This window comes from Pauljensenia sp. UMB3104 (assembly GCF_030217285.1).
Taxonomy (GTDB): domain Bacteria; phylum Actinomycetota; class Actinomycetes; order Actinomycetales; family Actinomycetaceae; genus Pauljensenia.
Genome location: NZ_JASONN010000004.1, coordinates 79,135 through 100,179, shown reverse-complemented (window position 1 = coordinate 100,179; position 21,045 = coordinate 79,135). Strand labels below are relative to the sequence as shown.

33 protein-coding genes and 1 pseudogene are annotated in these 21,045 nt (G+C 63.8%); 7 read left to right on the top strand and 27 right to left on the bottom strand.

The window, feature by feature from the left end; genetic code table 11:
- Positions 1 to 179: 179 nt before the first annotated feature.
- From QP415_RS03475 to QP415_RS03355, 26 genes and pseudogenes are all read right to left on the bottom strand, one after another.
- Positions 180 to 1,625: a phage portal protein gene (locus QP415_RS03475; protein ID WP_285098716.1), complete on the bottom strand. Its 1,446-nt coding sequence runs from the start codon at positions 1,623 to 1,625 to the stop codon at positions 180 to 182.
- Positions 1,622 to 3,136 carry a hypothetical protein gene (locus QP415_RS03470; protein WP_285098714.1) on the bottom strand — a complete coding sequence of 505 codons (1,515 nt, stop codon included), beginning with the start codon at positions 3,134 to 3,136 and terminating at the stop codon, positions 1,622 to 1,624. The genes QP415_RS03475 and QP415_RS03470 overlap by 4 nt, the downstream gene beginning before the upstream one ends.
- Positions 3,069 to 3,392, bottom strand: coding sequence for a hypothetical protein (locus QP415_RS03465; RefSeq protein ID WP_285098712.1), 324 nt, complete (start codon positions 3,390 to 3,392; stop codon positions 3,069 to 3,071). Before QP415_RS03465 ends, QP415_RS03470 begins: the two co-directional genes overlap by 68 nt.
- Before the next feature lie 220 nt (positions 3,393 to 3,612).
- Positions 3,613 to 3,858, bottom strand: coding sequence for an HNH endonuclease (locus tag QP415_RS13745; protein WP_442953462.1), 246 nt, complete (start codon positions 3,856 to 3,858; stop codon positions 3,613 to 3,615).
- A gap of 218 nt (positions 3,859 to 4,076) precedes the next feature.
- Complete coding sequence (locus QP415_RS03460) at positions 4,077 to 4,868, bottom strand: hypothetical protein (RefSeq protein ID WP_285098710.1); 792 nt, start codon at positions 4,866 to 4,868, stop codon at positions 4,077 to 4,079.
- Positions 4,861 to 5,103, bottom strand: coding sequence for a hypothetical protein (locus QP415_RS03455; protein WP_048672041.1), 243 nt, complete (start codon positions 5,101 to 5,103; stop codon positions 4,861 to 4,863). Before QP415_RS03455 ends, QP415_RS03460 begins: the two co-directional genes overlap by 8 nt.
- Entirely contained in the window at positions 5,100 to 6,146 is a 1,047-nt protein-coding gene (locus tag QP415_RS03450; protein ID WP_285098706.1) for an HNH endonuclease, read from the bottom strand. The genes QP415_RS03455 and QP415_RS03450 overlap by 4 nt, the downstream gene beginning before the upstream one ends.
- 214 nt (positions 6,147 to 6,360) lie before the next feature.
- A complete protein-coding gene (locus tag QP415_RS03445) occupies positions 6,361 to 6,858 on the bottom strand; it encodes a single-stranded DNA-binding protein (protein ID WP_285098705.1) in 498 nt (165 codons plus the stop codon).
- Entirely contained in the window at positions 6,858 to 7,283 is a 426-nt protein-coding gene (locus QP415_RS03440) for a hypothetical protein (RefSeq protein WP_285098703.1), read from the bottom strand. The genes QP415_RS03445 and QP415_RS03440 overlap by 1 nt, the downstream gene beginning before the upstream one ends.
- Positions 7,280 to 7,588 (bottom strand): hypothetical protein, encoded by a 309-nt coding sequence (locus tag QP415_RS03435; RefSeq protein ID WP_285098701.1) that lies wholly within the window; start codon positions 7,586 to 7,588, stop codon positions 7,280 to 7,282. The genes QP415_RS03440 and QP415_RS03435 overlap by 4 nt, the downstream gene beginning before the upstream one ends.
- Complete coding sequence (locus QP415_RS03430) at positions 7,585 to 8,205, bottom strand: hypothetical protein (RefSeq protein WP_285098845.1); 621 nt, start codon at positions 8,203 to 8,205, stop codon at positions 7,585 to 7,587. Before QP415_RS03430 ends, QP415_RS03435 begins: the two co-directional genes overlap by 4 nt.
- Before the next feature lie 56 nt (positions 8,206 to 8,261).
- Positions 8,262 to 8,507, bottom strand: a complete 246-nt coding sequence (locus QP415_RS03425; RefSeq protein ID WP_285098844.1) for a hypothetical protein — start codon at positions 8,505 to 8,507, stop codon at positions 8,262 to 8,264.
- A pseudogene (locus QP415_RS03420) lies at positions 8,410 to 8,868 on the bottom strand (DNA cytosine methyltransferase); the annotation flags it as partial. The pseudogene QP415_RS03420 and the gene QP415_RS03425, both read right to left, overlap by 98 nt.
- Positions 8,869 to 8,921: 53 nt before the next feature.
- Positions 8,922 to 9,311: a DUF4326 domain-containing protein gene (locus tag QP415_RS03415; RefSeq protein ID WP_285098699.1), complete on the bottom strand. Its 390-nt coding sequence runs from the start codon at positions 9,309 to 9,311 to the stop codon at positions 8,922 to 8,924.
- Entirely contained in the window at positions 9,308 to 9,550 is a 243-nt protein-coding gene (locus tag QP415_RS03410) for a hypothetical protein (RefSeq protein ID WP_285098697.1), read from the bottom strand. Before QP415_RS03410 ends, QP415_RS03415 begins: the two co-directional genes overlap by 4 nt.
- Complete coding sequence (locus tag QP415_RS03405) at positions 9,547 to 9,849, bottom strand: hypothetical protein (protein ID WP_285098695.1); 303 nt, start codon at positions 9,847 to 9,849, stop codon at positions 9,547 to 9,549. Before QP415_RS03405 ends, QP415_RS03410 begins: the two co-directional genes overlap by 4 nt.
- On the bottom strand, positions 9,846 to 10,199 hold the full coding sequence (locus QP415_RS03400; RefSeq protein ID WP_285098693.1) for a hypothetical protein: 354 nt from the start codon (positions 10,197 to 10,199) through the stop codon (positions 9,846 to 9,848). Before QP415_RS03400 ends, QP415_RS03405 begins: the two co-directional genes overlap by 4 nt.
- Positions 10,200 to 10,378: 179 nt before the next feature.
- Entirely contained in the window at positions 10,379 to 10,636 is a 258-nt protein-coding gene (locus tag QP415_RS03395) for a hypothetical protein (protein WP_285098691.1), read from the bottom strand.
- Complete coding sequence (locus QP415_RS03390) at positions 10,633 to 10,962, bottom strand: hypothetical protein (RefSeq protein WP_285098689.1); 330 nt, start codon at positions 10,960 to 10,962, stop codon at positions 10,633 to 10,635. The genes QP415_RS03395 and QP415_RS03390 overlap by 4 nt, the downstream gene beginning before the upstream one ends.
- A 15-nt stretch (positions 10,963 to 10,977) precedes the next feature.
- A complete protein-coding gene (locus tag QP415_RS03385) occupies positions 10,978 to 11,286 on the bottom strand; it encodes a hypothetical protein (RefSeq protein ID WP_285098688.1) in 309 nt (102 codons plus the stop codon).
- Entirely contained in the window at positions 11,283 to 12,497 is a 1,215-nt protein-coding gene (locus QP415_RS03380) for a hypothetical protein (RefSeq protein ID WP_285098686.1), read from the bottom strand. The genes QP415_RS03385 and QP415_RS03380 overlap by 4 nt, the downstream gene beginning before the upstream one ends.
- 196 nt (positions 12,498 to 12,693) lie before the next feature.
- Complete coding sequence (locus QP415_RS03375; protein ID WP_034463766.1) at positions 12,694 to 13,080, bottom strand: hypothetical protein; 387 nt, start codon at positions 13,078 to 13,080, stop codon at positions 12,694 to 12,696.
- Complete coding sequence (locus QP415_RS03370; RefSeq protein WP_285098684.1) at positions 13,077 to 13,289, bottom strand: hypothetical protein; 213 nt, start codon at positions 13,287 to 13,289, stop codon at positions 13,077 to 13,079. The genes QP415_RS03375 and QP415_RS03370 overlap by 4 nt, the downstream gene beginning before the upstream one ends.
- A gap of 45 nt (positions 13,290 to 13,334) precedes the next feature.
- The gene (locus QP415_RS03365; RefSeq protein WP_034463771.1) at positions 13,335 to 13,556 is read right to left on the bottom strand and encodes a helix-turn-helix domain-containing protein; all 222 of its coding nucleotides are present in this window, start codon (positions 13,554 to 13,556) and stop codon (positions 13,335 to 13,337) included.
- Entirely contained in the window at positions 13,553 to 13,759 is a 207-nt protein-coding gene (locus QP415_RS03360; RefSeq protein ID WP_285098680.1) for a hypothetical protein, read from the bottom strand. The genes QP415_RS03365 and QP415_RS03360 overlap by 4 nt, the downstream gene beginning before the upstream one ends.
- On the bottom strand, positions 13,738 to 14,181 hold the full coding sequence (locus tag QP415_RS03355; RefSeq protein WP_285098678.1) for a helix-turn-helix domain-containing protein: 444 nt from the start codon (positions 14,179 to 14,181) through the stop codon (positions 13,738 to 13,740). Before QP415_RS03355 ends, QP415_RS03360 begins: the two co-directional genes overlap by 22 nt.
- A 115-nt stretch (positions 14,182 to 14,296) precedes the next feature.
- Here QP415_RS03355 and QP415_RS03350 point away from each other — a divergent pair, with 115 nt between their 5' ends.
- The 7 genes from QP415_RS03350 (at position 14,297) to QP415_RS03320 (ending at position 20,143) form a co-directional block, all read left to right on the top strand.
- Positions 14,297 to 14,563, top strand: coding sequence for a helix-turn-helix domain-containing protein (locus tag QP415_RS03350; RefSeq protein ID WP_048673169.1), 267 nt, complete (start codon positions 14,297 to 14,299; stop codon positions 14,561 to 14,563).
- Positions 14,564 to 14,627: 64 nt separating this feature from the next.
- Entirely contained in the window at positions 14,628 to 15,089 is a 462-nt protein-coding gene (locus tag QP415_RS03345) for a hypothetical protein (protein ID WP_285098673.1), read from the top strand.
- A gap of 244 nt (positions 15,090 to 15,333) precedes the next feature.
- Entirely contained in the window at positions 15,334 to 17,010 is a 1,677-nt protein-coding gene (locus QP415_RS03340; protein ID WP_285098672.1) for an FAD-dependent oxidoreductase, read from the top strand.
- A 214-nt stretch (positions 17,011 to 17,224) separates the two neighbouring features.
- Positions 17,225 to 17,404: a hypothetical protein gene (locus QP415_RS03335; protein WP_048675397.1), complete on the top strand. Its 180-nt coding sequence runs from the start codon at positions 17,225 to 17,227 to the stop codon at positions 17,402 to 17,404.
- A 123-nt stretch (positions 17,405 to 17,527) separates the two neighbouring features.
- A complete protein-coding gene (locus QP415_RS03330; RefSeq protein WP_048675394.1) occupies positions 17,528 to 17,893 on the top strand; it encodes a hypothetical protein in 366 nt (121 codons plus the stop codon).
- Positions 17,894 to 18,583: 690 nt separating this feature from the next.
- A complete protein-coding gene (locus QP415_RS03325; RefSeq protein ID WP_285098668.1) occupies positions 18,584 to 19,228 on the top strand; it encodes a DarT1-associated NADAR antitoxin family protein in 645 nt (214 codons plus the stop codon).
- Positions 19,229 to 19,540: 312 nt separating this feature from the next.
- The gene (locus tag QP415_RS03320; RefSeq protein WP_285098667.1) at positions 19,541 to 20,143 is read left to right on the top strand and encodes a class I SAM-dependent methyltransferase; all 603 of its coding nucleotides are present in this window, start codon (positions 19,541 to 19,543) and stop codon (positions 20,141 to 20,143) included.
- On the opposite strand, the gene QP415_RS03315 is transcribed toward QP415_RS03320, so the two are convergent.
- Positions 20,127 to 20,912 carry an alpha/beta fold hydrolase gene (locus tag QP415_RS03315; protein WP_285098666.1) on the bottom strand — a complete coding sequence of 262 codons (786 nt, stop codon included), beginning with the start codon at positions 20,910 to 20,912 and terminating at the stop codon, positions 20,127 to 20,129. The genes QP415_RS03320 and QP415_RS03315 overlap by 17 nt on opposite strands.
- Positions 20,913 to 21,045 lie beyond the last annotated feature (133 nt).

Here is a 21,045-nt window from a genome sequence, read left to right as displayed (position 1 = left end):
ACCGTTACTTCGCTTCGAGCTTGTCTGCGTCTGCCTCTGGCATGCGCAGGGATACGGGTACAGCGCCGGTAAAGCGCAGGCCGTCGAGGCCGAGCCTCAGCGCTGCGTCTTGCGGCTCAATGCCTGCGCTGATCGCGACGCCGAGCGCGTCGAACTTGGCTTTCAGCGCGACGGGATCCTCAGCTCCCCCCCCCCGCTTCCTGCGTCTGCTGTTCGGGAGCGGCTGGCGCGTCGAGGTTGCCGGCGCCGGCGAGACGTTCGAGGAGCGACGCGGCCTTGCCGGGCGCGTTCTCTGCTCGGACCTGCTCGATCTCCGCCTGCGTGAAGCCGGCGCGACGCAGGCCGACTGTCGTCGTCGCGACGTCGGGCAGCGCGGATGCGATCTTCGAGATCACGTCAGCGCTTGCCTGCGGGCTCACGTAACGGGTCGGCGTGTAATTGATCGCCATATCCCACGATTCCTCGGGCGGTTCCGTTAGCCTGTCGCGGATCATGAGGACGTCCTGGAGGAGGCGACGCAGCGCAGGCGTGAAGATCCGCCACTGATAATCGGCCTCGTCGGACAGCTGGTACTCAGCGGCCTGCATGGCCTCAGCCGATGCCGGGTTGTCGCCGAAGATTCCGACGGTGCTCATCGGGAGGTTCGTCGCGGCGCAGAAGTTCTGCGCGAGCTGGCGATACATCGCGAGGTGCGGCTCCATCGACAGCTGCGTGAACTGGCCGACCGTCGGCGTTGAGCCTTCCTCGTTGACCGTGAGCGCGAGCAGACGGCCCGTGATCGCCGACCACCGCTCCATACCTGTAAACGCATCCTCGGATGCGCCGAGGACGTATCGCTGCGGGCTGGAGAAGAATTCAGCGCCGGTCTCGGCTCGCATGAGCGTGCGCACTGCTGCGTCCGTCAGGTACCGTACCTCGGTCGTGATCCGCGAGCGCCCGAACGGTCGTCCGAGCTGCGGGTCATAGACCAGCGGTTCGACGAGGACGCGCCCCGTTGGGTTCTCCATGCGCTCTAGGTGCCAGGCTGCGGAGCCGGGCTGGCGGGAGAAGTGAATGATGTACGAGCGCGTGTACATTGTCGCGCCCGTGATCGTGTTCTCGTACTGCTCGGTGCCCTCAGCGGTCGAGGCTTCCAGGGCGAGCGCGGCCTCCAGCGTGCGCGTTCGCTGATCCCACAGCGCGGTTGTCCACTTCGCGTCGCGAGCCTGGATCATGACGGGCGGCTCGCCGCGCGTCACGTCACCAGCTGCGACAGTCAGGAACGATACCGAGTGCTTGTACGCGCTCGTGATTGCCTGCGCGAGCTCCGTTTCGAATTCATTGCGCGCGAGCAGCCCGGCCAGGTCGTAGGTGTCGGTCAGACCGCCGACGGTGTAGCCCTCGAAAACGTGCTTCCGCGCGAGGGCTTGCACGGCTTTCTGGGGCCAGCCGAGAGCGGCGCGGGTGCGCTGCATCTGCGGCGGGATCGAGATGCCGAGATCCTGGAAGGCGCGATGCCCCTCGTAGTACACGTCGAGCAGTGCGTTCTTCGCTTGCTTCGCCGTGATTCGGTCCTGCATGAGGCGCAGCTGGCTCTTCTCAGTTTCGGTCAGCCCCGGCAGCGCCGGGATCCTCGTCAGACTCATAGGACGATCGCCCTCCTTCCAGTTTTCCCTTTAGGCCTACGTCTCGTTGTCTTGGCAGCGTGCAACGCCGCCGATACCGCCTCTAGCGGTGTCTCGTCTCCGTCTGGGGTCGAGGCCGACCACCCGTAAGCGCCGTCGCGGCGGCGGATCTGTCGGTCCACGACAGCCACCGAGGCGTTGAGCGCGTCCTCCGGCTCTCCTGCCGGGTGCGTGACCTGCCCAGCTCGCAGGCCCTCAAAGAGCAGGCCGCAGGCCTCGAAGTATTCACCCGTCGTCATGATGTGGACGAGACGTTTCGGCACGCCTCGCATGTCCAGCGCGTCCGACAACGCCGCTGCGCCCGCGCCGCCGAGAAGATTGATCTGCGCCGTCCTGTCGACGCGCTCAGCAAGCCATTCCGCGAGCGCCGAAACGCCCGCAGCAGTTGACCCCGTGTAGGTGTCGATCGCGTTCACGTGGAAGCGCGCGGACGCTCCCGTGCCTTCCTTCATCGCGCCCGCGAGCGCCATGCGCTTACCGTCGGCGCTGAATGACACGCCGAACGAGCGGATGCCGTCCTCCGGCGCTTCCGCGACGGAGGCGTCCCACGTCGCTTGGTCGATCGCGCGCGAGGCTCCCGCGTTCGCCGGCCACATACCCAGGCGTTCACGCTTGAAGCCTTCTTCGTTGAGCGTGCGCCGCTCGTTTTCGACGAACGCAATTTTCATGCGTCCCGCTGTGATCGCGGGGTTCGTCGCGATCCAGACGCCCTTGTCATCGAGGTTGACAGGCCCGTCCGGGTCTGCTGACCACTCGTGCCAGCACATCGGGCCGGGATGCTCCGAGAGGCCCTGCGCGCGCTGGCGCGTGAACACGGCGCCCGAGGCGTTCGGCCCGGGCGGCGTTCCCGTGTAGAGGATCTGCGAGTTACCGAGGTCGCCAGCCGAGCCCGTCGAGAGCATGGCCTCGATAGCGTCCTCCGTCAGCTCCTGAGCCTCGTCAAAAACGATCACGTCAGCGGTAAAGCCACGGCCTGACGACTTCGAGCGCGCGATGACTCGCAGCTCTGCGCCGTTCGTGAGCGTGATCGACTCCTGGCCGTTCACGTTACGGACGTTCGTCACGAGGCGATTCAGCTCGGGGAAGTCCGCAGACTCGTCGTTCGCCTTATTCCCGAAGAAATGCTTGAAGCGCCTGTAGTGTGCCTGGGCCGTTTTGACTTCATGCGCGGAGTGGAGGATCTTCTCTCCGAGGAGCACCATGCCGAAAAGCTCGCGGATCTCCAGGAGCGCGTTCTTCCCGTTCTGGCGAGGAACGGACAGGCCGCAGGTCATGTGCTTCCACTCGTCCTTTGTGGACGCAGCGAGCCAGTCCTCGAGGACGAGATTCTGCCAGGGGTCAGGGGTCAGCCCGAAGTTCGCGGCGAACTCGCCGGCGATGTCCCCGAAAGTCTTTGCGCGGCGCTTAGCGGCGACCCGCACCCGAGGCGTTTGACCGTCGCCGTGCGAGCTGGTCCTGGAAGTTGACGACATTGTCTCCCTCCTCCTTCGACTCGACCACGACAGCCGGGCCGGCCAGCTCAGAAATCAACGCGCGCGCCTCACGAATCAGCGGCGAGCGCTTGTCAAACTCGGCATACTCAATCGACTGCAACGTCGCGTCCAGCAGCTTTGTGCGCTGAGCGCGAGCATCAAATGCCGGAATCTCCGGTTCCTTCTTCGCCGCGGCCTTCTTCGCAGAAGTCTTACGCCCGCGAGCGCTCGATGCCTTCGCCTTCTTCTCAGCCAATTCCAACCCCCTAGTCCTGGGCGAAACCGCCGAAAATGCCTACCGTCTATCCCAGATGCCCCATAAACGCACTAGGCGCGCCGCCCCTAAACGAAAACCCCCAGCCACCGTTTTTGCGCGACATCCCCGGAAATAACGGGGGGGGTATGGCGCTAAGCGTACCGGGGGCTAGGGGTAGGCGGGGGGAGGGGTAATCCCCCGTACATGATGACTGAATCTGTCACCAGTCTACGTCTACGGAGGCCGCTCTGCGCGGCTTTACCTTCGGGCGCGTCCCGTCTCCGCGAGATTGATTGCATCTGCGGCAAAGGACTCGACCGTTTTCGAGTGTGTTCTTTCCTCCCCATCGGACCGGGAGGATGTGATCCGGCTCGGCGCTGTTTGGTTGCAGGCCGCGCGTGTAGTCCAGGCGCACGCCGCAGTGTGGGCACTGCGCGATGCCGGCGTCGCGAGCTGTGATCAGCACTCGCTTGCGCCAGTGCTTGTACTGCGCGGTACCTGTGCGCGAGGTCGCCACGGGTGACCACCTCCCAGGTATGCGGAGACCCCCGCTCCATCGGGGCCGAGAAGAGCGGGGGTCAACGCATGTGCGCGGATGCCGTATAAGGCAGAAGCCCCATCGCTTACGCGCGGGACCACGTTAGCAAAATACACCGTGACACCCACGCGTGCAAGCGACACGCGCTACGAGCGGGTCAAGTGCTGGAGAGCGAGAGCTTCAATGTCCCCCACCCTGTACAGACGGATGCCCCCCTCCCTCGATGCCGGGGCCACCCTCCCTCGATGCTGCCACTTCCTCACGGTCGAGTCCTTGACCTGCACACCTGCCAGGATCTCAGCGACGCGAGTCGCTCGAGTGCGAGGCAGCAGAGACTCCCGTGCCTTCGTGAGGAGTCGGTCCCAGGCGGCGGCGATCTGCTCGACCGAGTCGCACTCCCGGCATGTCGTCGTCTCCTCATCGGGGTCGCGGACCAGTAGGTCTGCCCCGCAGGCGCTGCACTCTCCGACAAACACGAGACGCTGCCGGCCGGGAGAGGCGAGGCGCTCCAAGCGGGCGACCGAGTAGAGAACCTCGTCCGCACACTGAGCTGCCTCGGGCCAGCGTCGCAGCTTGTCCTCATGAGTCTTGAATACGTCCGCGACGTGCCACCAGTTGCCTTGCTTCACCCAGTAGGCCGGCCCCATCACGTGCGACAGGAGGAGCGTTGCCCAGGTGAGGATCGAGTCGCACATTTCGTCGACCTCGATCATGAGAGCCAGGTTGAGAGGAGCCCGCGACGACGGGACACCAGCGCCGCCGACCTGCTCACCCGTGCGCACACCGTGCGACGCAGCATAGGCAAGATCGCTCATCAGGCCGGGCATCGATGCGGTCGCCACACGGACGCGGGCAGCGCCGCCGCGAGAGAGAAACTCTCCATCGAGGAGAGGCTCACCAGTTACAGGACATGTCCGGTCGTTCATCGTCTCACTCATCTGTCGTGTCCTCTATGCCTTTCCTGTACTGGTCGCGGCACATTTCAATGAGGCCGCGCCGAGCCAGCATCGATCCGTTGCCCTCGGTCATCCAGGCTGTGACGTCCGGGCGCATCGGATCGATCGTCTCGATCATTACCTCCCATGCACCAACAAGTCTGCCCGGCCCCCGTTCACTCACCAGAGCTGCCACTGCATCCTCTAACTTGTCAAAGCCCATCTGCTCATCGCTCATCTTCTTCTCCTTCTACGGTTCCGCTTGCTTGATTGTTGCTGCTGAGGTGTGCGCGGGTGCCCGGCCTGGCCCTTCCCGGCCTGGCCCGTGCCTGCCCTTCCCTGGCCTGCCCGTCCCGTCCCGTCCCTACCCGACCCGAGAGTATTCGGCTTGATACCCTTCAACGTCGGACCAGGGTTCGGACTTGAGTCCGAACTAGGTCGAATACGCGGACCCTCGGACGCGCGTCGCTCGGACGCGCCGGGGTCACGCACAGCGGCCTCAGCGGGGCCGCTGGAGCCGCGCCCGGGGTCAACAGGCACTCCGGACCCTCGGCCCGGGAGAACGCCCCTCGCGGGCGCCTCTGAGGCGGGGTCAACGGGCACACCCGGATCCACGGACGGCGCAGCTTCGTATCCGTACCTAGTCAGGAACTCAGCCGACCACACACCGTAATAAGGCGTAGCCGGGACAGGACGCAGCGGCGAGGCCGCGTCGAACGCCTCCCGCGCGTGCCCGCGCGAGGAGTTGCACTCATAGCAGGCGACCACGAGACCATCGACCGGGGCGTCCCCCAGCGAGTCCGGGTCAACGTGATCGAGCGTGCCGAGGTTGTAACCTTTCGGGCCAGTCCATCGCACGATCTTTCCGCAGTAACGGCACTGATCGCCGTCGCGGAAAATCACAGCAGCCTTTTTATTCGGGTCGCGATTCTCCCGCGACCGCGCACGGCGACGCATGACCTCCTCACGGGGCTGGACGTGAATAAACTCCTCGTCCGTAAAGAGCCTCAGCTTCCGCTTGCCCTCCACCTCAACCCACGTGAGCAGGCCCGCGCCGCACGCCACATCAATCAGGTGCGCACTCCGCGAACGATCGCCGTCGCGAAACGCCGCGCCCCTCTCGATAATCCCATCTGTCAGATGCTTGGCCGAGTAGGTAGCCAGCGCCATAAGGAAGCCGAACATCTCGACGATCGAGATGTCCTCAGCACCCTCCACGTCGTACAAGCTCATGAGCTTCGGGTGGCTCAGCGCCTCATCGCCCACTCTGACCCAGGCCATTACTCGCCCTCCTTCATACTTGTTCTCTTGATCTCCGCCGGTTCCCAGCCGTCCTCCGGGAACAGATCCCGGGGCCGAAACTCCGGAAAGTTGCGCCGCATCCAGTCCCTCTCGGTTTTCCGCTGATACTCAGCCTCAAACCTGCGGAAGCACGGCCTGCAACGCGCATGCCCTGCAGCGAGAACCTCACCGCAGTCCGGGCAATGCCGCTCCATCAGAACGGCGGCTCCGACCCGAACGCCGACCCGCCAGGCTCCCCCCACGGGTCATGCTGCGGAGCCTCCTGCCCCCACCCAGCAGCCCCGCCAGAGGCCGACGCGCTCGCGGACGGCGCGCTCGCGGCCTGTGCCTGGTTGCGGGTGACCTGCGCGCGTGCGCGACGCAGGGAGGGGCCGACCTCGTCGACCTGCAGCTCAACGACCGTGCGGCGCTCGCCATGCTGGGTGTCGTATGAGCGCTGGGTGAGGCGACCCTGAACGATGACGCGCATACCCTTACGCAGCGACTCGGCGACGTTCTCAGCGGTCTCGCGCCACACGGAGCAGCGCATAAAGAGGGTGTCGCCGTCGCGCCACTCACCGGCGTTACGGTCGTAGGTTCTCGGCGTCGACGCGACGGTGAAGTCGGCGACTGCGGCGCCGGACTGCGTCCAGCGCAGTTCAGGGTCAGCGGTCAGGTTACCGATCACGGTGATCGTGGTGTCTCCGGCCATTACTTGCTCTCTTTCTTCTCGGTGTCCGCGTACACGAGGACGCGGACCTCATACATCGGAATGTTCAAGTGCTTCCCTGCTAAGTGCTCCGCGATTACGGTGTGTGGCCCATCGAGGAAACGGTCCGCGTCATCAGGAAGCAGCCCTGCGTCGATCAGTCCATCCATGAGTGCCTTTACCGTCGGAGCGAGGTTGCTGCGGTCACGCCGCCGCCTGTCCGGATATGCGAACTCCATCTCCACTCGAGCGTGCGTCAGTCCGAGGCGTGCGACGCCTTCACCCTCACGGCCAAGCAGGTAGCCCCACTGGCGTAGCTGCTTCGTGAGCCGCGAGCGCGCGGCCCAGTGCATCTTGTCGTTCGCGGTGATTAGCTTGCTGCGAGTCAGTGGTAGGACGCGCGATTCCCACACCAGCTGCGCGCTCATCCCAGATCCTCCTCTGTGAGCTGTTCGCCCGGCCTCGTGTACCAGGCTGTGAAGTCCTCCGGGATGCGGTTCGACAGACGCATACTGCCCGGGCGTGCGACGATCATGTCCCCCTCAAGCGCCCAGATCGTGTAGGTGTGTTCGACGAGCATCACCCGCCCGTCCGGTGTGAAGCCGCAACGCTTGCGCGCGCGGCGGGCGATCGTCTCCGCGTTCTCACGAGTCAGCCGGACTGCGCGGACGAGCGCGCGCTCCTGAAAGTCCTCGACGCCTGGGATGTCCTTCAGTGGGTCGATGCCGCTCATGCTGCCTCCTCAATGGCGATCTTGGTGAGCTGGTAGATAGCGGCGGCGCCCTGCTGTGGGACGACGCCATTTCCGAGCAGTCGGAGCTGCTGCTCGCGCGTCAGGCCGAGATCCTCGCCGGTCACGTGACTGTCTGGCAATCCCATGAGCCATTCGACGAACTTCGTTGAGAGGCGTGCTCGCCCCCCCTCGCGCGTCGGCGGGACAGTCGGAGCCGGAGCCGGACGACTGAGCACCTGCTCCCAGCGCGCGATCGCGGGCGCGTACATTCCGAAGTCGGTGTACTCGATCCGCGTCGCGAGCTTCGTCGCTTTCTCCGGCGGGCGACCGCTCGTCCGAGGAAGGCCCATAATCGCATCCGACGCTGACGGTGTCGGCAGCAGCTCGCGCGCCACCTCGTGGAGATTCGACCCGTAGCCGGTCGAGGAGGCCGTTGCGTTCGTCGCCTGCGGAGTCGGCAGGAGACCCCCCGTTGCCAGCAGGCCATGCTCGACGAGGATCGCTAGGTCTGTGACCTGTGCGCGGCCTGGCTTCTTCCGCAGGTGTGCCTCGGGCGAATTACCCGAGGGCTGCGCGACCGGCGTCGGCAGCATCTGCACCGCCTGAGACAGGCTCATTCCCGTCCCCTCCTGGTGACGACCGGCCTTGTGATCCGACGCGGTCGGCGTCGGAATCAGGGCACCAGGTGCTCGATCTGGTCCGCGAGACTCACGGAGTGCCCCCCGGCCCTCCGCTTCTCCGGCTCCTGCGAGCCCCCGCAGCTGCCAAGGTTCGCCTGCGGGGTGACCAGTAAGGAAAAACCGCTCTCGCTGGTGAGGGGCGCCGACGTCGGAAGCGCGGATAGTACACCATTGCGCGTCATACCCGATGCCGGCCAGATCGCCGACCACACGGCCTGCCGCCCTGAGATCAGGTCCATCTGCTCCGTCTCCCAGCAATCCCTGCTCGGATTCCACCAGACTATAGGCTCCACTTGTTAACGCTCCTCGCACGTTTTCCCACACGACCAGACGCGGCCTTAGCGTCTTGATCGCCTCGAACATTGACTCCCAGAGTCCCGAGCGCGTGCCCGAGGCCATGCCTGCGCGACGGCCAGCGAGGCTCAGATCCTGACAGGGAGACCCGCCGCAGATAATGTCGACCGGCTCCACTGTCGACCAATCGACCTGCGTGATGTCCCCGATGTTCGAGATGCCCGGCCACCGCACCTCAGCGAGCCGGCAGGGCCCCGGCGCGACGTCGCTCGTCCAAGCGACGCGCGCATCCGGATCAAGCGCCATGCGAACAGCCATATCCAGCCCGCCATAGCCAGTAAAGAGACTTCCGATAGTCGTCATTCTGCGGCCCCGTCTCGGTCCCATATCCTGTAATAGCGGTTCTCGAACTCAGCCTCACCGCGCGGGTTTGCGATCTCCAAGAGCACATCTGCATGGCAAGGCTGATCGAGCTTGCACCAGCAAGCCAGATCCAAGCCCCACAGATTCCGGGCTGCGCACGACGCTACGAACCGGCCTTCTCGCGTCTGCTCGATCCACTTGCGATACCGAGCGACAGCCTCATCCGCCGACGCGACAACAAGCTCGCCGCTCTCCTCAAGCTCACGCGCCGACCGTGCGACCCTAAACGGATTGCCGTACAGGCTTCCTCGCCCTACATATTTCGTGTGTGCAGGCATCTTCCACCCGCGAGTGCGGCGGCGCTGGATCCTGATCGGCAGCCTCATCGCTGTTCCTCAGCCCAGACGCCGACCTCCACGAGCTCGGCAGGCGTGTAGCCGCGAGCGCGGGTGAAGTCGATGACGGTTTGTGCGCAGGCTTTGTGCGTGATGTGCTCGATTGCGGTGGCTTCGTTTTCGGCGGCGACGGTGATGCGAACGTTCGAGCCTTTCGGTGCGAGGCGCTGGCGGCAGATAGGGCAGAAGCGGAAGCCGGGGATGTTGCGTGCCTGCTTGATTTCGATCATTGCTCGGCTCCTTCGATGTCGGTGAGGTCGTAGATGTGGACGCCGCAGGCGGGGCAGCGTCGCAGTGTGTGCGGCGGGCACGGCTCCTCGGCGGCGTCGGCAGGCTTGCCGACTTTGCCCGTGACCTGGACGAGCCTGAGACCGTGCAGGACTGTTGGGGTGGGGCCGGAGCGGATGACGAGGCCGCGGCGCTCGACTTCCTCGACGAACGCTGCGCAGGCCGTTGCGACGAGGTGCGGCATGGGTAGATGCTGGTCAGTGATCTCCCATTCGATGCTCAGGAGTCCTGCGGTTCTCATTCTCCAGCCTCCTCGGTGGTGATCGCGGCGCCCTGCGCGATGTTGACGAGCTTGTCGACGGGGTCGACGAGCAGGAGCCGGATCTCGAGCGCTTCGGCGGCGTTGCCGGCGTATCGGTCGGCGATGGTGAGGGCGGCGTCTGCGAGCTCGGCGGCTGCGACGGTGATCGCTTTCTGCAGCTCCTCGACGCGGTCGAGGAGGTACGCCATATCGACGGCGGCGTTCTGGTCGAAGGCCGCGACAGCGTCTCCGTAGGCCTTGGCGACGGCGGCGCGGTCTGCACCTGCGTAGCTGCGACCCGCGAACGCTACGTCGTTCAGCCGGTCCTTGATCTCGTTGATGGTGGTCATTGGTTGTCCTTCTCTAGGGTGTCTTGCCCTGTGCGCTCGTGGCGCGGGCTTCGTGCCCGCCCGGGACTTGCACCCGGGGGTCTGCTGGTCGGGCTGCGCGGTTACTGCCGGTCCCGCCTTGTTTTCTTGGTGGCGGGTGGCCTCCCCGTGGCCGCGCTCATCGGGGAGCAGACGGGGCACTAATCGACGTCGTCGATGTACTCGTACTCGCCGTTGTTGAGCTTCTCGCAGGCTTCCTGAGCCTTATCGGCTATCTCCTGGTAGATGTCCCGCTTCGCGCTGATCGCTTCGCGAGCGAGGCGGCGGGCGTTCACATCGTGCAGCTTCTGCGTGAGCTCCAGATCCTCATCCGCAGCGAGGACAGCCTCCTGCGCATCCCAGCGGATCAGCTTCGCCTGCTCGGCATCGAGGTAGACGGCAACGTGCGCGACCTTCATGATTCGTCCTTGCTCACTCCTGAGACCGCAACTGATGCCCGCATGGCGTCGGCCATCAGCGCGGTACTGCGGGCAAGTGTCCCGGTACTCTGTAAGCCCTGATTGCTCTTCTCACCCATGATCGCGAACGTCAGAGCGTTGCCGACTCTGAGATACGAGTCCGCGAGCGCGCGGTCCCCTCTGTTGGTGGTCCCGCCGATTTCTGCGGTCTCGTCTGAGAGCAGTGCATTGAAGGCTGCGGTGCCGGCGCGCTCTGCTAGCAGGACCGCTGCGATTGCTGCGTCGACCTGATTAAGCTCGACAGTGATCGTGTTCTTGAACCTCATAGTCCTTCTCCTTGCTTAGTTGTGGGTGTTAGAGATGTCCGGCATGCCGGGCACCGTCGCGTCAATCCGCTTTGCTATGGCTTCGCGCACGTCATCTGCGGCAATAGCAACGTCCAGAGCATCGATGACCTTCGCCAGCCGCGCGATCTCGCTGTTGAGCGCAATCTTTGCGGCGCGGATAGCGACGTCGGTGTTCAGCCTCTCGACTTCCTCGTGGTCGATCTCGGCGGCGAGTCTTTCCTCCTTGAGGAAGTTGCGCAGCCACCCGAGGTCGTCGAGCGCGAGGGTGAGTGTCACCAGGTTTGTGAGGTGCTTTGCGCTCATCGGGCGGTCTCCTCTTTGTGCTTGCGACCTTCGAGCAGGCGGAGGATGACGAGGCCAACGCCGATGCCGAAAGCGATGATCCCGACTGCGAGGACGATCCCGTCAGTGGTCGCGCCAGTCTTAGCGAGGTACTCCTGCGGGGCCTGGACGGTAGCGGGCGCAGGTTCCGGCTGAGGCTTCTCGGCGACCGGCGTAGCGGTCGGTTCAGGCTTCGGCGAGGGCTTCGGGAGAGGAGACGGGACCGGCGCGGGCGTCGGCATGCTCGGGTCAGGCGTGGGGACCGGCGCGGGCTGAGGCTTGGTCTTGCCGTCGCCGTCGGTACCGCCCGAGGCCTTGATCGTCGCGGTTGCCTCAAGGCTCTTGCCGTTGATCGTCGCGCGGTTGGTGTAGGTGTCCTGGCCCTCGACGTGCGGGGTCGCCGCAGGATAGACGACGCAGACCAGCGAGCCAGCAGGCGGCGTGAACGTCAGCACGTGCGCGGACTCGTCGAGAGACCCGTCAGTCCAGGTCGTAGTCGCCGGATCCCAGGTCGGGCCCGACGTGCACTTCACGGCCTTCGGGAGAGCGCTCGTCTCGTCCGTCAGCGTGTAGGTCTTGCCAGCTTCGACTGCCCACTTGATGCCCCAGCTGATCGACTTGTCGGCATTGGTCCACCCGAACTTAATCGTCTCGGGAGCCGCGTACTCGAAGTGCGCGGGCGACGCGCAATCGTTCGAGCAGGTGCCCGAGCCGTCACGGTCGCCCCAGACGAGCGTGCGAGTGACTTTGCCGTTGACGACGATCTGCGTGTCCTCGGTGCCGACTGCGGCGTCCGAAAGACGCGCGCGGGCATGGAAGTTTCCGGTCACGTCGGTCTTGTCCGCGTAGGCGGAGGGAACGTCCGTGACTGTGCAGGTCAGCGTCGCCTCGTCGGCGGCGCAGTCGCCGATCTCGGTCCCGTCGTCGAGGACGAACGGGAACGAGGCCAGCCACTTGAAGCCGCCGTCCTTGCTGGCTACCGTGAACTGCTGGCCGACCGCGAGCTTCGGCGCGGACCAGGTGCCCTCGACGGTCACCTCAGACGAGGTCTGCCTGGAGGATGAGGTCGCCTTGGTGACCTGCGCGGTCATGGCCGGCGCGGCCTCGTCGGCGGCATATGCGGCGCCGTAGGGCAGCGCGAGCGCTGCGAGGGTGAGGGCAGTGCCTGCCGCCCAGATCTTCTTCGTGGTCATCGGTCTGTCTCCTTGTGGTGTTTTTTTGTTGAGGGGTAGTAGGTGAGCCCGCGCGGGGCGCGGTTCTGGGAGTCGTGAGCCTCGGTGGGATACGCGAGCGCTCGCTTCCTTGCCTGCCGCACGATCTCCCGTGCGGCTTCGTCGTGGCAGGGGCGGTCGTCGGACGCTTCGAGGCGGAGTGACTGAGGCATCGGCATCAGGCCCGCGCCTCCACGCTCGGCTCATCGAGCCGCAGCACTTCGAGGGTCACGTGAATCTGCTGGCGATCAAGATCGACCGCGATCTTCGGCGTATCGAGCGCGAAGCAATTGTTCAGCTCGGCCTCGATAATGACGTCCTGCGTCGCCAGGCAGATCAGGTGAGGCAGCGGCGCTTCTCCGTCGACGTCGTAGTAGTCGAAGTCGACGTGACGCTCGAGTAGCGTTGTCCCCTTCGCGCGGGCCTTCGATGCGGCGCGCTGCATGCGAGCGGCGATCTCCTCGATGGAGGCCGCGCGCGATGCCCCTCGGACTGCGATCCAGGTGAGCAGTCCGCATCCGACGAAGAGGAGGACAACAGCGAGGAAGATGATCGAGGCGTTCACAGCCGGCCCGCCTTCCAGTCCGCACGGATCAAACAGACCGCGAGCGCGAGGAGGCCGAGGGCGGGGAAGAAGGTCCACTCGGGGAGGCCGTCGGGGTTGTCGAGGCCTCTCATTGCGAAGCCGAGGGTGAGGGCGGCGGCGAGTGACGCGCCTGCGATGAGTGTTCGCCAGGGCCGCAGGTGGCGGCGGTGTGTGGTAGTCTTGTTCACGGAATCTTCCTTCTTTCTCTAGGGGTTCTGCCGCTCCCAGCGCTTCTACCGCTGGGAGCTCTTCTTTTCGGTGAGGCCGGAGCCGAGGCTCTGGCACTGGCGGTTGAGATCGTCGCCGCTGTAGCGGACTGAGCGTCCGATCTTGATTGCGGCGACTTTGCCTTCGACTCCGAGGCGCTCGACGGTTGAGCGGGAGAGGCTGAGGGTGTCCTGGACCTGCTGGGCTGAGTACCAGCGGTCGGGTGCGAACGGGGCGACTGTGGTCATTTCCTTGACACCGCCTTGTCGATCTTTTCGGCGATCCGTTCACCTGCGTCGAGGCCCATATCAGCGAGCGCTTCAAGCGAGTCGAGTGCTGCCTCGAACGCGCGTCCGCCGCAGACAAACAGGAGGTATCCGACGCAGAAGAAGACCGGGATTGCGGCGACCGCGATAATCATGCAGATGATCACCATGTAGGCGTCGCGCATGACGGCTCATCCTCGTCGTAGATACTGCCGTGGGCTGCACTGATGAGAATGACGCCGGTCGGCTTATCCGCTATCGCGTATTTCCCATCTTCGACCTCCTTGTACTTGAGGTCACTGGTGCATTCGGCGCGTTCGCGTTCGACGCGTTCGCGTTCGCGTTCGGCGTGGTCGCGTTCGCGTTCGGCGTGGTCGCGTTCGCGTTCGGCGCGTTCGCGTTCGGCGCGTTCGACGCGGTTGAGGAGGTCTCGGACTGTGATGCCGAGGACTTCCGCGAGGCGCTCAACTTCCGGCAAGGTCAGATCTCGGCGGGCATTGAGCTTGAGGGACAGGCTCGCGCGGCTCATACGAGCGCGGGCAGCAAGCTCCGTCTGAGAGATGCCCAGCTCACGGGCCATGCTCTTGATTACGGCTGCGACCGTCATCTCATGGTTCCTTTCTACATTTGTAGACCAATGACTACTATATAAGTCTACATATAGAGATTTTGCAACTCGTTTTCATGTGACATGGGTCTACAAAACTAGATATGCTTACCTCATGGGGAGCAGATCTCTTAAATCGAGTCCCTTTGAACGCGCTGTCTTAGCTGTACTCAAGGAGCGTCTGCAAAGTCTGGACCTCACTATCGACCGGCTCGCTGAGCGAGCCGGCATCACTCGCGCGCGCTGCTACAAGATCTTCGCGGGTGACACGGTTTGCACGATGAGCGACTTCGGTGCGATGTGCGAGGCGCTCGGTGTTAGCGGCGCTGATGTAGCTGCCGAGGCTGAGCAGCGCCTCTTGGACGAAGCCTCTCCGGAATAGTCTCCACGTCCTCGCACGAGCTGTAGACTGCCCACATAGGTAGGTCGCACTCAAAGGAGGAGCTATGCACCGCCCTAAAGGCGCTTTCCGCCTCTACTCATCCGATCCTGCGGAGATCATCTGCACTGACACTGAGCTCCTGTATGACTCGAAGCGGCGCGGTGAGCCAATCCAGCGGATCCCGCTGACTGATGTCGTCAGCGTTGAGGTCGAGGACGGCGAGGCCATGCAGGCGCGCGTCACCGCGACACGCCTCGTCACGCTCGGGATCCTCGCGTTCGCCGCAAAGAAAAAGAGCGGTGGCGACAAGTGGCTCATGATCGAGACGCGCAACGCCCTGTTGACTCTCCACTTCGAGCGCAAGACTGTTGATGGCCTCATGCGATTTGTAGCCCACACGCGCGCCGCCGTGAAGGCCGCGCAGGCTCAGCCCGCACACGCAGCTCCGCCCGCTCCTATCCACTGGCCCGGCGCGCCTCAGCAGCCCGCCCCTAAGCCTGGCGGCTGGGGTCGCATATTCCGTTAATCATTGTGGCGCTGTAGTGGCGCGCTCCGATCTGCGCACCCACTTTTCGGTGCGATAAGGGGCTTCCGTTTCGATTCCCCCCATCTCCACAATCCCCACCCCGGGCTTCCGTTGGAAGCCCGGGGTTTTCTGTGCCTGGAAGTGGTAGAAGAGCTTGCCGAGACCTCGCGTTTTCAGATTCTCCAGCGGGTATCATCGAAACAGTCAAAGAAGACCCGTCCTCAAGCCAGAAAGTGAGCCGCACATGCGAGTTGTAGTCGTTGGAGGAGTCGCCGGTGGGATGAGCGCGGCGGCCCGCCTGCGTAGGCGCGACGAGGGCGCCGAGATCATCGTTTTGGAGCGCAGCAAATACGTGTCCTTCGCGAACTGCGGGCTCCCCTACTACGTTGGCGGCGAGATCGAAGACCCCGCCAAACTCCTCCTCCACACCCCGCAATCACTCAAGGCAGCCCTCAAACTCGACGTGCGCATCAACTCCGAGGTCACCGCCATTGACCCGGGCGCACACAGCGTCCAGGTCACCAACACGGAGACGGGCGAGGCCTACACGCTCACCTACGACCACCTGATTCTCTCCCCGGGTGCCCTCGCAAGCAGGCCCCCGATCGACGGCCTCGACTCCCCGCGCGTGCACACCCTGCGCACAGTCGACGACGCCCTCGCCCTGCGCGAGGCCTCGGGCACGCGCGCCGTCGTTCTCGGCGCCGGGTTCATCGGCATCGAGGCCACCGAAGCCCTCGCACAGCGAGGCTTCGAGACCCACCTCGTCGAGTACGCCGAGCACGTCCTACCGCCCCTCGAGGTCGAAATGGCCACGCTGGTCACGCAGGAGCTGCGCGCCCTCGGCGTTCACGTCCACGCCGGCGTCGCCGCACAGTCCATCACCCACGGTGACGACCACGACTCCGTGACGCTGTCCGACGGCACCGTTCTAACCGCCGACGTCATCGTCCTGTCGACCGGTGTCCGCCCCGACACCGCCTTCGCCGAAGCCGCGGGTATTGAGACCAGCCGCGGCTACATCCTCGTCGACGAGCACGGGCGCACGAGCGCCGACGACATCTACGCGGTCGGTGACGGCATGATCGGTCGCGACCATGACCGCCCCGTCGCCCTGGCCGGACCCGCGAACCGCGGGGGACGCCTCGTCGCCGACGTGATCGCCGACGCGCAGCACGGCGAGGCAACCGCGCGCCCCATCCCACGCCCCCAGGGCACCGCGATCGTTCGGATCGGGAGCCTCACCGCCGCCATGACCGGCGCTAACCGCGAGACTCTCGATGCCTCGGGCACGGAGTACTTCACGGTGCACACTCACGCCAACCAACATGCGGGCTACTTCCCTGGTGCCACGCCCGTCCACATCCTCATGCACGTGGGCACCGGCGGGCAGATTCTCGGCGCGCAAGCCGTGGGCGCCGACGGCGTGGACCGCCGCATTGACGTCATCGCAACCGCAATGCGAGCCGGCTTGAAGGCGATGGACCTCATCGACCTGGACCTCGCCTACGCGCCGCCCTACGGCCAGGCCAAGGACCCCGTCAACCAGACCGGCATGGTCGCCCACAACGTGTTGACCGGCGAGCTCGTCCTCACCGGCCCGGAGGCCCTCACCGAAGACACGCCGGTCCTCGACGTGCGCACCGTGGGGGAGTATGCGGCCGGGCATACGCCGAACTCCCTCAACATTCCCCACACCCAGCTGCGCGACCGCCTCGATGAAGTCCGCGCCTGGGTGGATGAGAGCGTCGGCGACCAGTCCTTCGTCGTCATGTGCGCCGCGGGCGTGCGCTCCTGGATCGGCTACCGCATCGTGCGGCACGCGGGCTTCAACGTCACCATGTTGTCGGGCGGCATCCAGACGCTGCGCGCGTGGCTCGGAGAGAAGGCCGAGGCCGTGCTGGTGAAGGGAGAGGGCTAAGCATGAGGATTCCTGCCTCGCAAACGACCCCGCGTCGGAGACCGAAGCAGTAGAATCTCTAGTCACAACCGGGAGCGTCCCGATCAACAAACCCGAGCACTCGGTCCTCCGACTGGCCTCATGCGATGGCGCAACCAGCCCGAGAGCGGACGCTCGCAACACCATGCAGCGGGTCCAACGAGGGGCTCGAGGCACGACAACGAAGGAGACGATCATGTGTCGACCCACTACCTGCGAGGTATGCGGAAAGACCACCTGGAAGGGCTGCGGCAAGCACATCGACTCTGTGAAGGAACAGGTTCCCCCGGATCAATGGTGCGATAAGAACCATACCGACGAGGAGTACGCCCTCGCTGAGAAAAAGAGCGGATTCTTCGGCAGCTTCTGCAGCTAGCCTGTAGCCCTGTGGCGGTCTCGTGCGCGCCGCGACGTTCGATGGCGTGCGCCTTTCTCAAGGCATACATGATTGATGTGTCAAAACGGATTATTCCTCGCAGAACACAGATATCATTGAGCCATGAGGCGGGCGACAAAATCAACGTGGATTCGTATCGCCGTGCTGTTCGGCATCTACTTGCTGGTACCCGCAGCGTGGTTTGGCGTCTCGCGCGTCTCGGACTCGATGGAGATCGTGAAGAGCCTCGCGTTCCTGATCCTGCTCGCGATCAATCCACTCCTAGCGATGGGGTTTGGCGCTTGGGACGGGGTTAAGGAGGGGTTCAGCCTCCTGTGGCTGCTCGTGCCCTTCGTGTGTTTCCTGGCGCCGATGTACCTGTTCTTCAACGACAGTGCCCTCATCTACGGGGTCGGGTATAGCCTCCTTGGCTTTGTGGCTCACGGAGTCGGTGCCTTCATCCACGCGCGCCGTGTGCGGCGGGCATAATCGCGTGTAACGAGCTGATCCGCGAGCTGCACGCGACTACGCGGATAGGTGACGAACATGTGGATAGGTTATGACGATGCGGATAGCTTATTAACCTATCCGCAAGTGAATAACCTATCCGGATCTGCACAACCTATCCGCATGCGCCCTCTCGGATTTGTCCCCGCGCCTAGAAGCCCGTTTTGTCCCGGCCCCGCCTTCTTGGGCGTAGCATTCCCGGTATCACGACGGCCCAAGGCTCGCGTCACGCACAAGCACACGGAGGTGCTGAGCATGCTGTGGGATTGAAGCGCCCCGCTCGATGACTTCTTCGACAACGCGTTCAACCGAGCCGCCTAGGACGGTATGAGCGAGGCGGTCGCACGCGATGACTGCATCCACGAAAGCGCGTGCGGCGCCGGTGCGATCAGTACCGCCATTGCTTCAGTCTGCGCGTACCTCGGACTCGGCGCGCCGAGCTATCGCGAATGCCTGTGAGAACAAAATGAGAGTCTGATACCTGGATGGGTGCACAGAGGAACGAAGTGACTTGTTTGTGAGGCACACATTCGTAACAGGAGCGCAAGGTTGCACAGCCTGAACAAGTGTGAAAGTATTTGTGGTCAATGGAAGTGAAAAATTTAATGAGTTTGAGTATTTTTGCTTTCCTTGATCGTTGGGATACTGTGTTGAGCGAGAAAGGGGCTCATCATGGCTCGTAGGCCTGTCTTTGTACCTGACTCTGATAAACCGTATGTTTCGGAACTATCTCTGGATTTTGAGTATTTTCCCGGATCTTCTATTGGACAGAAGCAGCGTTCAGTTGCAAGTTTGCATGCGGCGTATGTGGATAGGTTTCCTTCGTCGCGCGTTCTGGAGGTGTCGTCCAGGAGTAAAAGGGACATTGGAGTTCAGTTAAGCGCGTTTAATTTGATGATTGAGGATCCAGGTCGCGGAAGTTACAGTGTTGAATGTGCTTTCCAGGCTTCAAAAGTCTTTCGGCTTGGGGGTCCGTTTGTTGATCTTCTCAACGCCTCGAGTCGTGCGGCAAAAACAGATCGGCGATTGAGGAATAGTGGCGAGCTTGTTGGATTCAGGTATTTTGCAGATGTTTTCCCGTTAGAGCCGAAGACCTATTTCTACGACTGGTTGTATGCGTCTGCGCTCTGTCGTGATGAAAAGGTCGTCAAGCAGGTTATGACGTTCGATGCATTCACCGATATTGAGCACAATCCGGAGCGGGCGATCAACTGTCAGGCAAGGACTGTGGCCAAAGTGGTGGGTCTTGCCCGGGCGGGGCTTCTGACAGATGCCTTGCAGTCGCCTCAAGCTTTCCTGGAACTCGGGTATCAATAGGTTTTTGTTGCCCTGTCACTTTGTTCGACGGTGGAAGAATAATCTCATCTGGGATCGGGGCGCCGTAATCGCCTACACGGATAGGTTACGAACATGCGGATAGGTTATGACGATGCGGATAGCTCATTAACCTATCCGCAAGTGAATAACCTATCCGTATCCGCATAACCTGTCCGCGTGCGCCTTCGTGGTTCTGTTCCTGTGCACAGAACCCCTTTCCGCCCCGGCATCTCCCACGCAGGCGTATCATGTCCAGCAGCGCGAAGCAGCGTCGGCCTCGTGCGATGCATGGGAATACGGAGGTGTTCAGCATTGTTCTGGGATCGAGTTGCCCCGCTCTACGACCTCGCCGTCAACGCGCTCAACAGGAGGGTGTACGACGGGACGGGCGGTGCCGTTGCCCGGTTGATTCGCCCCGGTGACACCGTGCTTGAATGTGCGTGCGGAACGGGCGCGATTAGCGCCGCCATCGCCCCCGCATGCGCGCGTGTGGTTGCGACCGACTATTCCGAGGGGATGCTCAAGCAGGCACGCAAGAAGCTCGCGAAACACTCGAACGTCACAGTCGAGCAGGCGGATATCACCGACTTGCGCTACGCGAACGACTCGTTCGACGCCGTCGTGGCGGGCAATATCATCCACTTGCTGCCTGAACCGGGCGACGCGCTCAAGGAGCTCAAGCGGGTCGTGCGCCCGGGTGGCATGATCATCGTGCCCACCTACGTGATTCCCAAGAAGCGGGCGCACACCATGTTCCTGAGTGTGATCTCCCGATTCGGCGTGCACTTCCAGGAGCACTTCGACCCGGTGTCCTACCGGGCGTTCTTTGAGCGTATGGGCTGCACGGGCGTCACCTACCGCGTCGTGCGAGGGCGAATTCCCTGCGTGATCGCCTCCTTCACGAACGATCAGTAGATGCTGAGCCCAGGGCGACGTTCCGCAGCATCGCCCCGTAGGCGACCGAATCACGGCTCATGCGCTCACAGTGCCCCCAGCCCGGCCAGACGCGCAGTTCGGCCTCCGGGTAGAGTCGCGGGATCACGCGGCGCGCGAGCCGCAGGTCTGAATCCTTCTCCCCGTACGCGAAGGTGCAGCGCCGCTGAACGGCGGGGGAGAGGGGCGGCAGGCTCACATGTGAGCAGTCGCGCACGATCGCGCGGATGTTCTCCTCACTCATCGCGGAGAAACTGGCGACCATCGCGTGAGCCGCCTCCTCGCCGTAGAGACGTGCGAGCTTGCGTGCCCCGGCCTCGGGGTCGTGCACGGCCTTCCGGTGCTTGGCGACCATCACCCGGCTGAGAACGGCTCCGCCAACGCGTGCCACAGGCCCGCCCGAGTAGAAGCTTACTCCCTCAATAAAGAGTCGATCGAACGAGAGGTCCGGGAATCGCAGCAGCTCAAAGAGGATGACCCCGCCGAGCGACGCCCCAAAACCCAGAGCCAGGCAACGCACCTCGTGGGACGTCAGCCACTCGTGGATCGCCGCCGCCTCGGCCGCAGCTGACACGTAGGGGGTCGAGGCCTCGTCCCCGTGAGCGGACAAGTCCGGAACGAGGAAACGCAGCCCGGGACCCATGTGGTCGCAGAGCGCAGCCTTCATGCTCGAGGCCGAGGACAGCATCGGGTGAATGATGAGGACGGTGGGGCAGTCCCGCCCGCCAGGACCGTAGACGTGCATTTTCATGTCGGCGCTCCGAATGAGCTGTGGGGCGCACCGCTGCGCCCGCGAACGTGGATGACATTCGGATGCTAGCACCGCCGTGTCTGACCGATTGGGTTTCAGGTCCCGATACGAGCGGGGCATCAGGCGCCCTGGG

Excerpts from the sequence above, each read along its gene's own strand:
- QP415_RS03385 (WP_285098688.1), bottom strand. The coding sequence starts at position 11,286 with ATGAGCGCAAAGCACCTCACAAACCTGGTGACACTCACCCTCGCGCTC.
- QP415_RS03410 (WP_285098697.1), bottom strand. The coding sequence starts at position 9,550 with ATGATCGAAATCAAGCAGGCACGCAACATCCCCGGCTTCCGCTTCTGC.
- QP415_RS03460 (WP_285098710.1), bottom strand. The coding sequence starts at position 4,868 with ATGAGTGAGACGATGAACGACCGGACATGTCCTGTAACTGGTGAGCCT.
- QP415_RS03360 (WP_285098680.1), bottom strand. The coding sequence starts at position 13,759 with ATGCGCGACGCCTACATGGTGATCATCTGCATGATTATCGCGGTCGCC.
- QP415_RS03390 (WP_285098689.1), bottom strand. The coding sequence starts at position 10,962 with ATGAGGTTCAAGAACACGATCACTGTCGAGCTTAATCAGGTCGACGCA.
- QP415_RS03365 (WP_034463771.1), bottom strand. The coding sequence starts at position 13,556 with ATGACCACAGTCGCCCCGTTCGCACCCGACCGCTGGTACTCAGCCCAG.
- QP415_RS03335 (WP_048675397.1), top strand. The coding sequence starts at position 17,225 with ATGTGTCGACCCACTACCTGCGAGGTATGCGGAAAGACCACCTGGAAG.
- QP415_RS03345 (WP_285098673.1), top strand. The coding sequence starts at position 14,628 with ATGCACCGCCCTAAAGGCGCTTTCCGCCTCTACTCATCCGATCCTGCG.
- QP415_RS03400 (WP_285098693.1), bottom strand. The coding sequence starts at position 10,199 with ATGACCACCATCAACGAGATCAAGGACCGGCTGAACGACGTAGCGTTC.
- QP415_RS03435 (WP_285098701.1), bottom strand. The coding sequence starts at position 7,588 with ATGAGCGGCATCGACCCACTGAAGGACATCCCAGGCGTCGAGGACTTT.
- QP415_RS03355 (WP_285098678.1), bottom strand. The coding sequence starts at position 14,181 with ATGACGGTCGCAGCCGTAATCAAGAGCATGGCCCGTGAGCTGGGCATC.
- QP415_RS03445 (WP_285098705.1), bottom strand. The coding sequence starts at position 6,858 with ATGGCCGGAGACACCACGATCACCGTGATCGGTAACCTGACCGCTGAC.
- QP415_RS03440 (WP_285098703.1), bottom strand. The coding sequence starts at position 7,283 with ATGAGCGCGCAGCTGGTGTGGGAATCGCGCGTCCTACCACTGACTCGC.
- QP415_RS03415 (WP_285098699.1), bottom strand. The coding sequence starts at position 9,311 with ATGAGGCTGCCGATCAGGATCCAGCGCCGCCGCACTCGCGGGTGGAAG.
- QP415_RS03330 (WP_048675394.1), top strand. The coding sequence starts at position 17,528 with ATGAGGCGGGCGACAAAATCAACGTGGATTCGTATCGCCGTGCTGTTC.
- QP415_RS03395 (WP_285098691.1), bottom strand. The coding sequence starts at position 10,636 with ATGAAGGTCGCGCACGTTGCCGTCTACCTCGATGCCGAGCAGGCGAAG.
- QP415_RS03450 (WP_285098706.1), bottom strand. The coding sequence starts at position 6,146 with ATGGCCTGGGTCAGAGTGGGCGATGAGGCGCTGAGCCACCCGAAGCTC.
- QP415_RS03470 (WP_285098714.1), bottom strand. The coding sequence starts at position 3,136 with ATGTCGTCAACTTCCAGGACCAGCTCGCACGGCGACGGTCAAACGCCT.
- QP415_RS03340 (WP_285098672.1), top strand. The coding sequence starts at position 15,334 with ATGCGAGTTGTAGTCGTTGGAGGAGTCGCCGGTGGGATGAGCGCGGCG.
- QP415_RS03315 (WP_285098666.1), bottom strand. The coding sequence starts at position 20,912 with ATGAAAATGCACGTCTACGGTCCTGGCGGGCGGGACTGCCCCACCGTC.
- QP415_RS03405 (WP_285098695.1), bottom strand. The coding sequence starts at position 9,849 with ATGAGAACCGCAGGACTCCTGAGCATCGAATGGGAGATCACTGACCAG.
- QP415_RS03475 (WP_285098716.1), bottom strand. The coding sequence starts at position 1,625 with ATGAGTCTGACGAGGATCCCGGCGCTGCCGGGGCTGACCGAAACTGAG.
- QP415_RS03380 (WP_285098686.1), bottom strand. The coding sequence starts at position 12,497 with ATGACCACGAAGAAGATCTGGGCGGCAGGCACTGCCCTCACCCTCGCA.
- QP415_RS03325 (WP_285098668.1), top strand. The coding sequence starts at position 18,584 with ATGGCTCGTAGGCCTGTCTTTGTACCTGACTCTGATAAACCGTATGTT.
- QP415_RS03430 (WP_285098845.1), bottom strand. The coding sequence starts at position 8,205 with ATGAGCCTGTCTCAGGCGGTGCAGATGCTGCCGACGCCGGTCGCGCAG.
- QP415_RS03350 (WP_048673169.1), top strand. The coding sequence starts at position 14,297 with ATGGGGAGCAGATCTCTTAAATCGAGTCCCTTTGAACGCGCTGTCTTA.
- QP415_RS03425 (WP_285098844.1), bottom strand. The coding sequence starts at position 8,507 with ATGGACCTGATCTCAGGGCGGCAGGCCGTGTGGTCGGCGATCTGGCCG.
- QP415_RS03455 (WP_048672041.1), bottom strand. The coding sequence starts at position 5,103 with ATGAGCGATGAGCAGATGGGCTTTGACAAGTTAGAGGATGCAGTGGCA.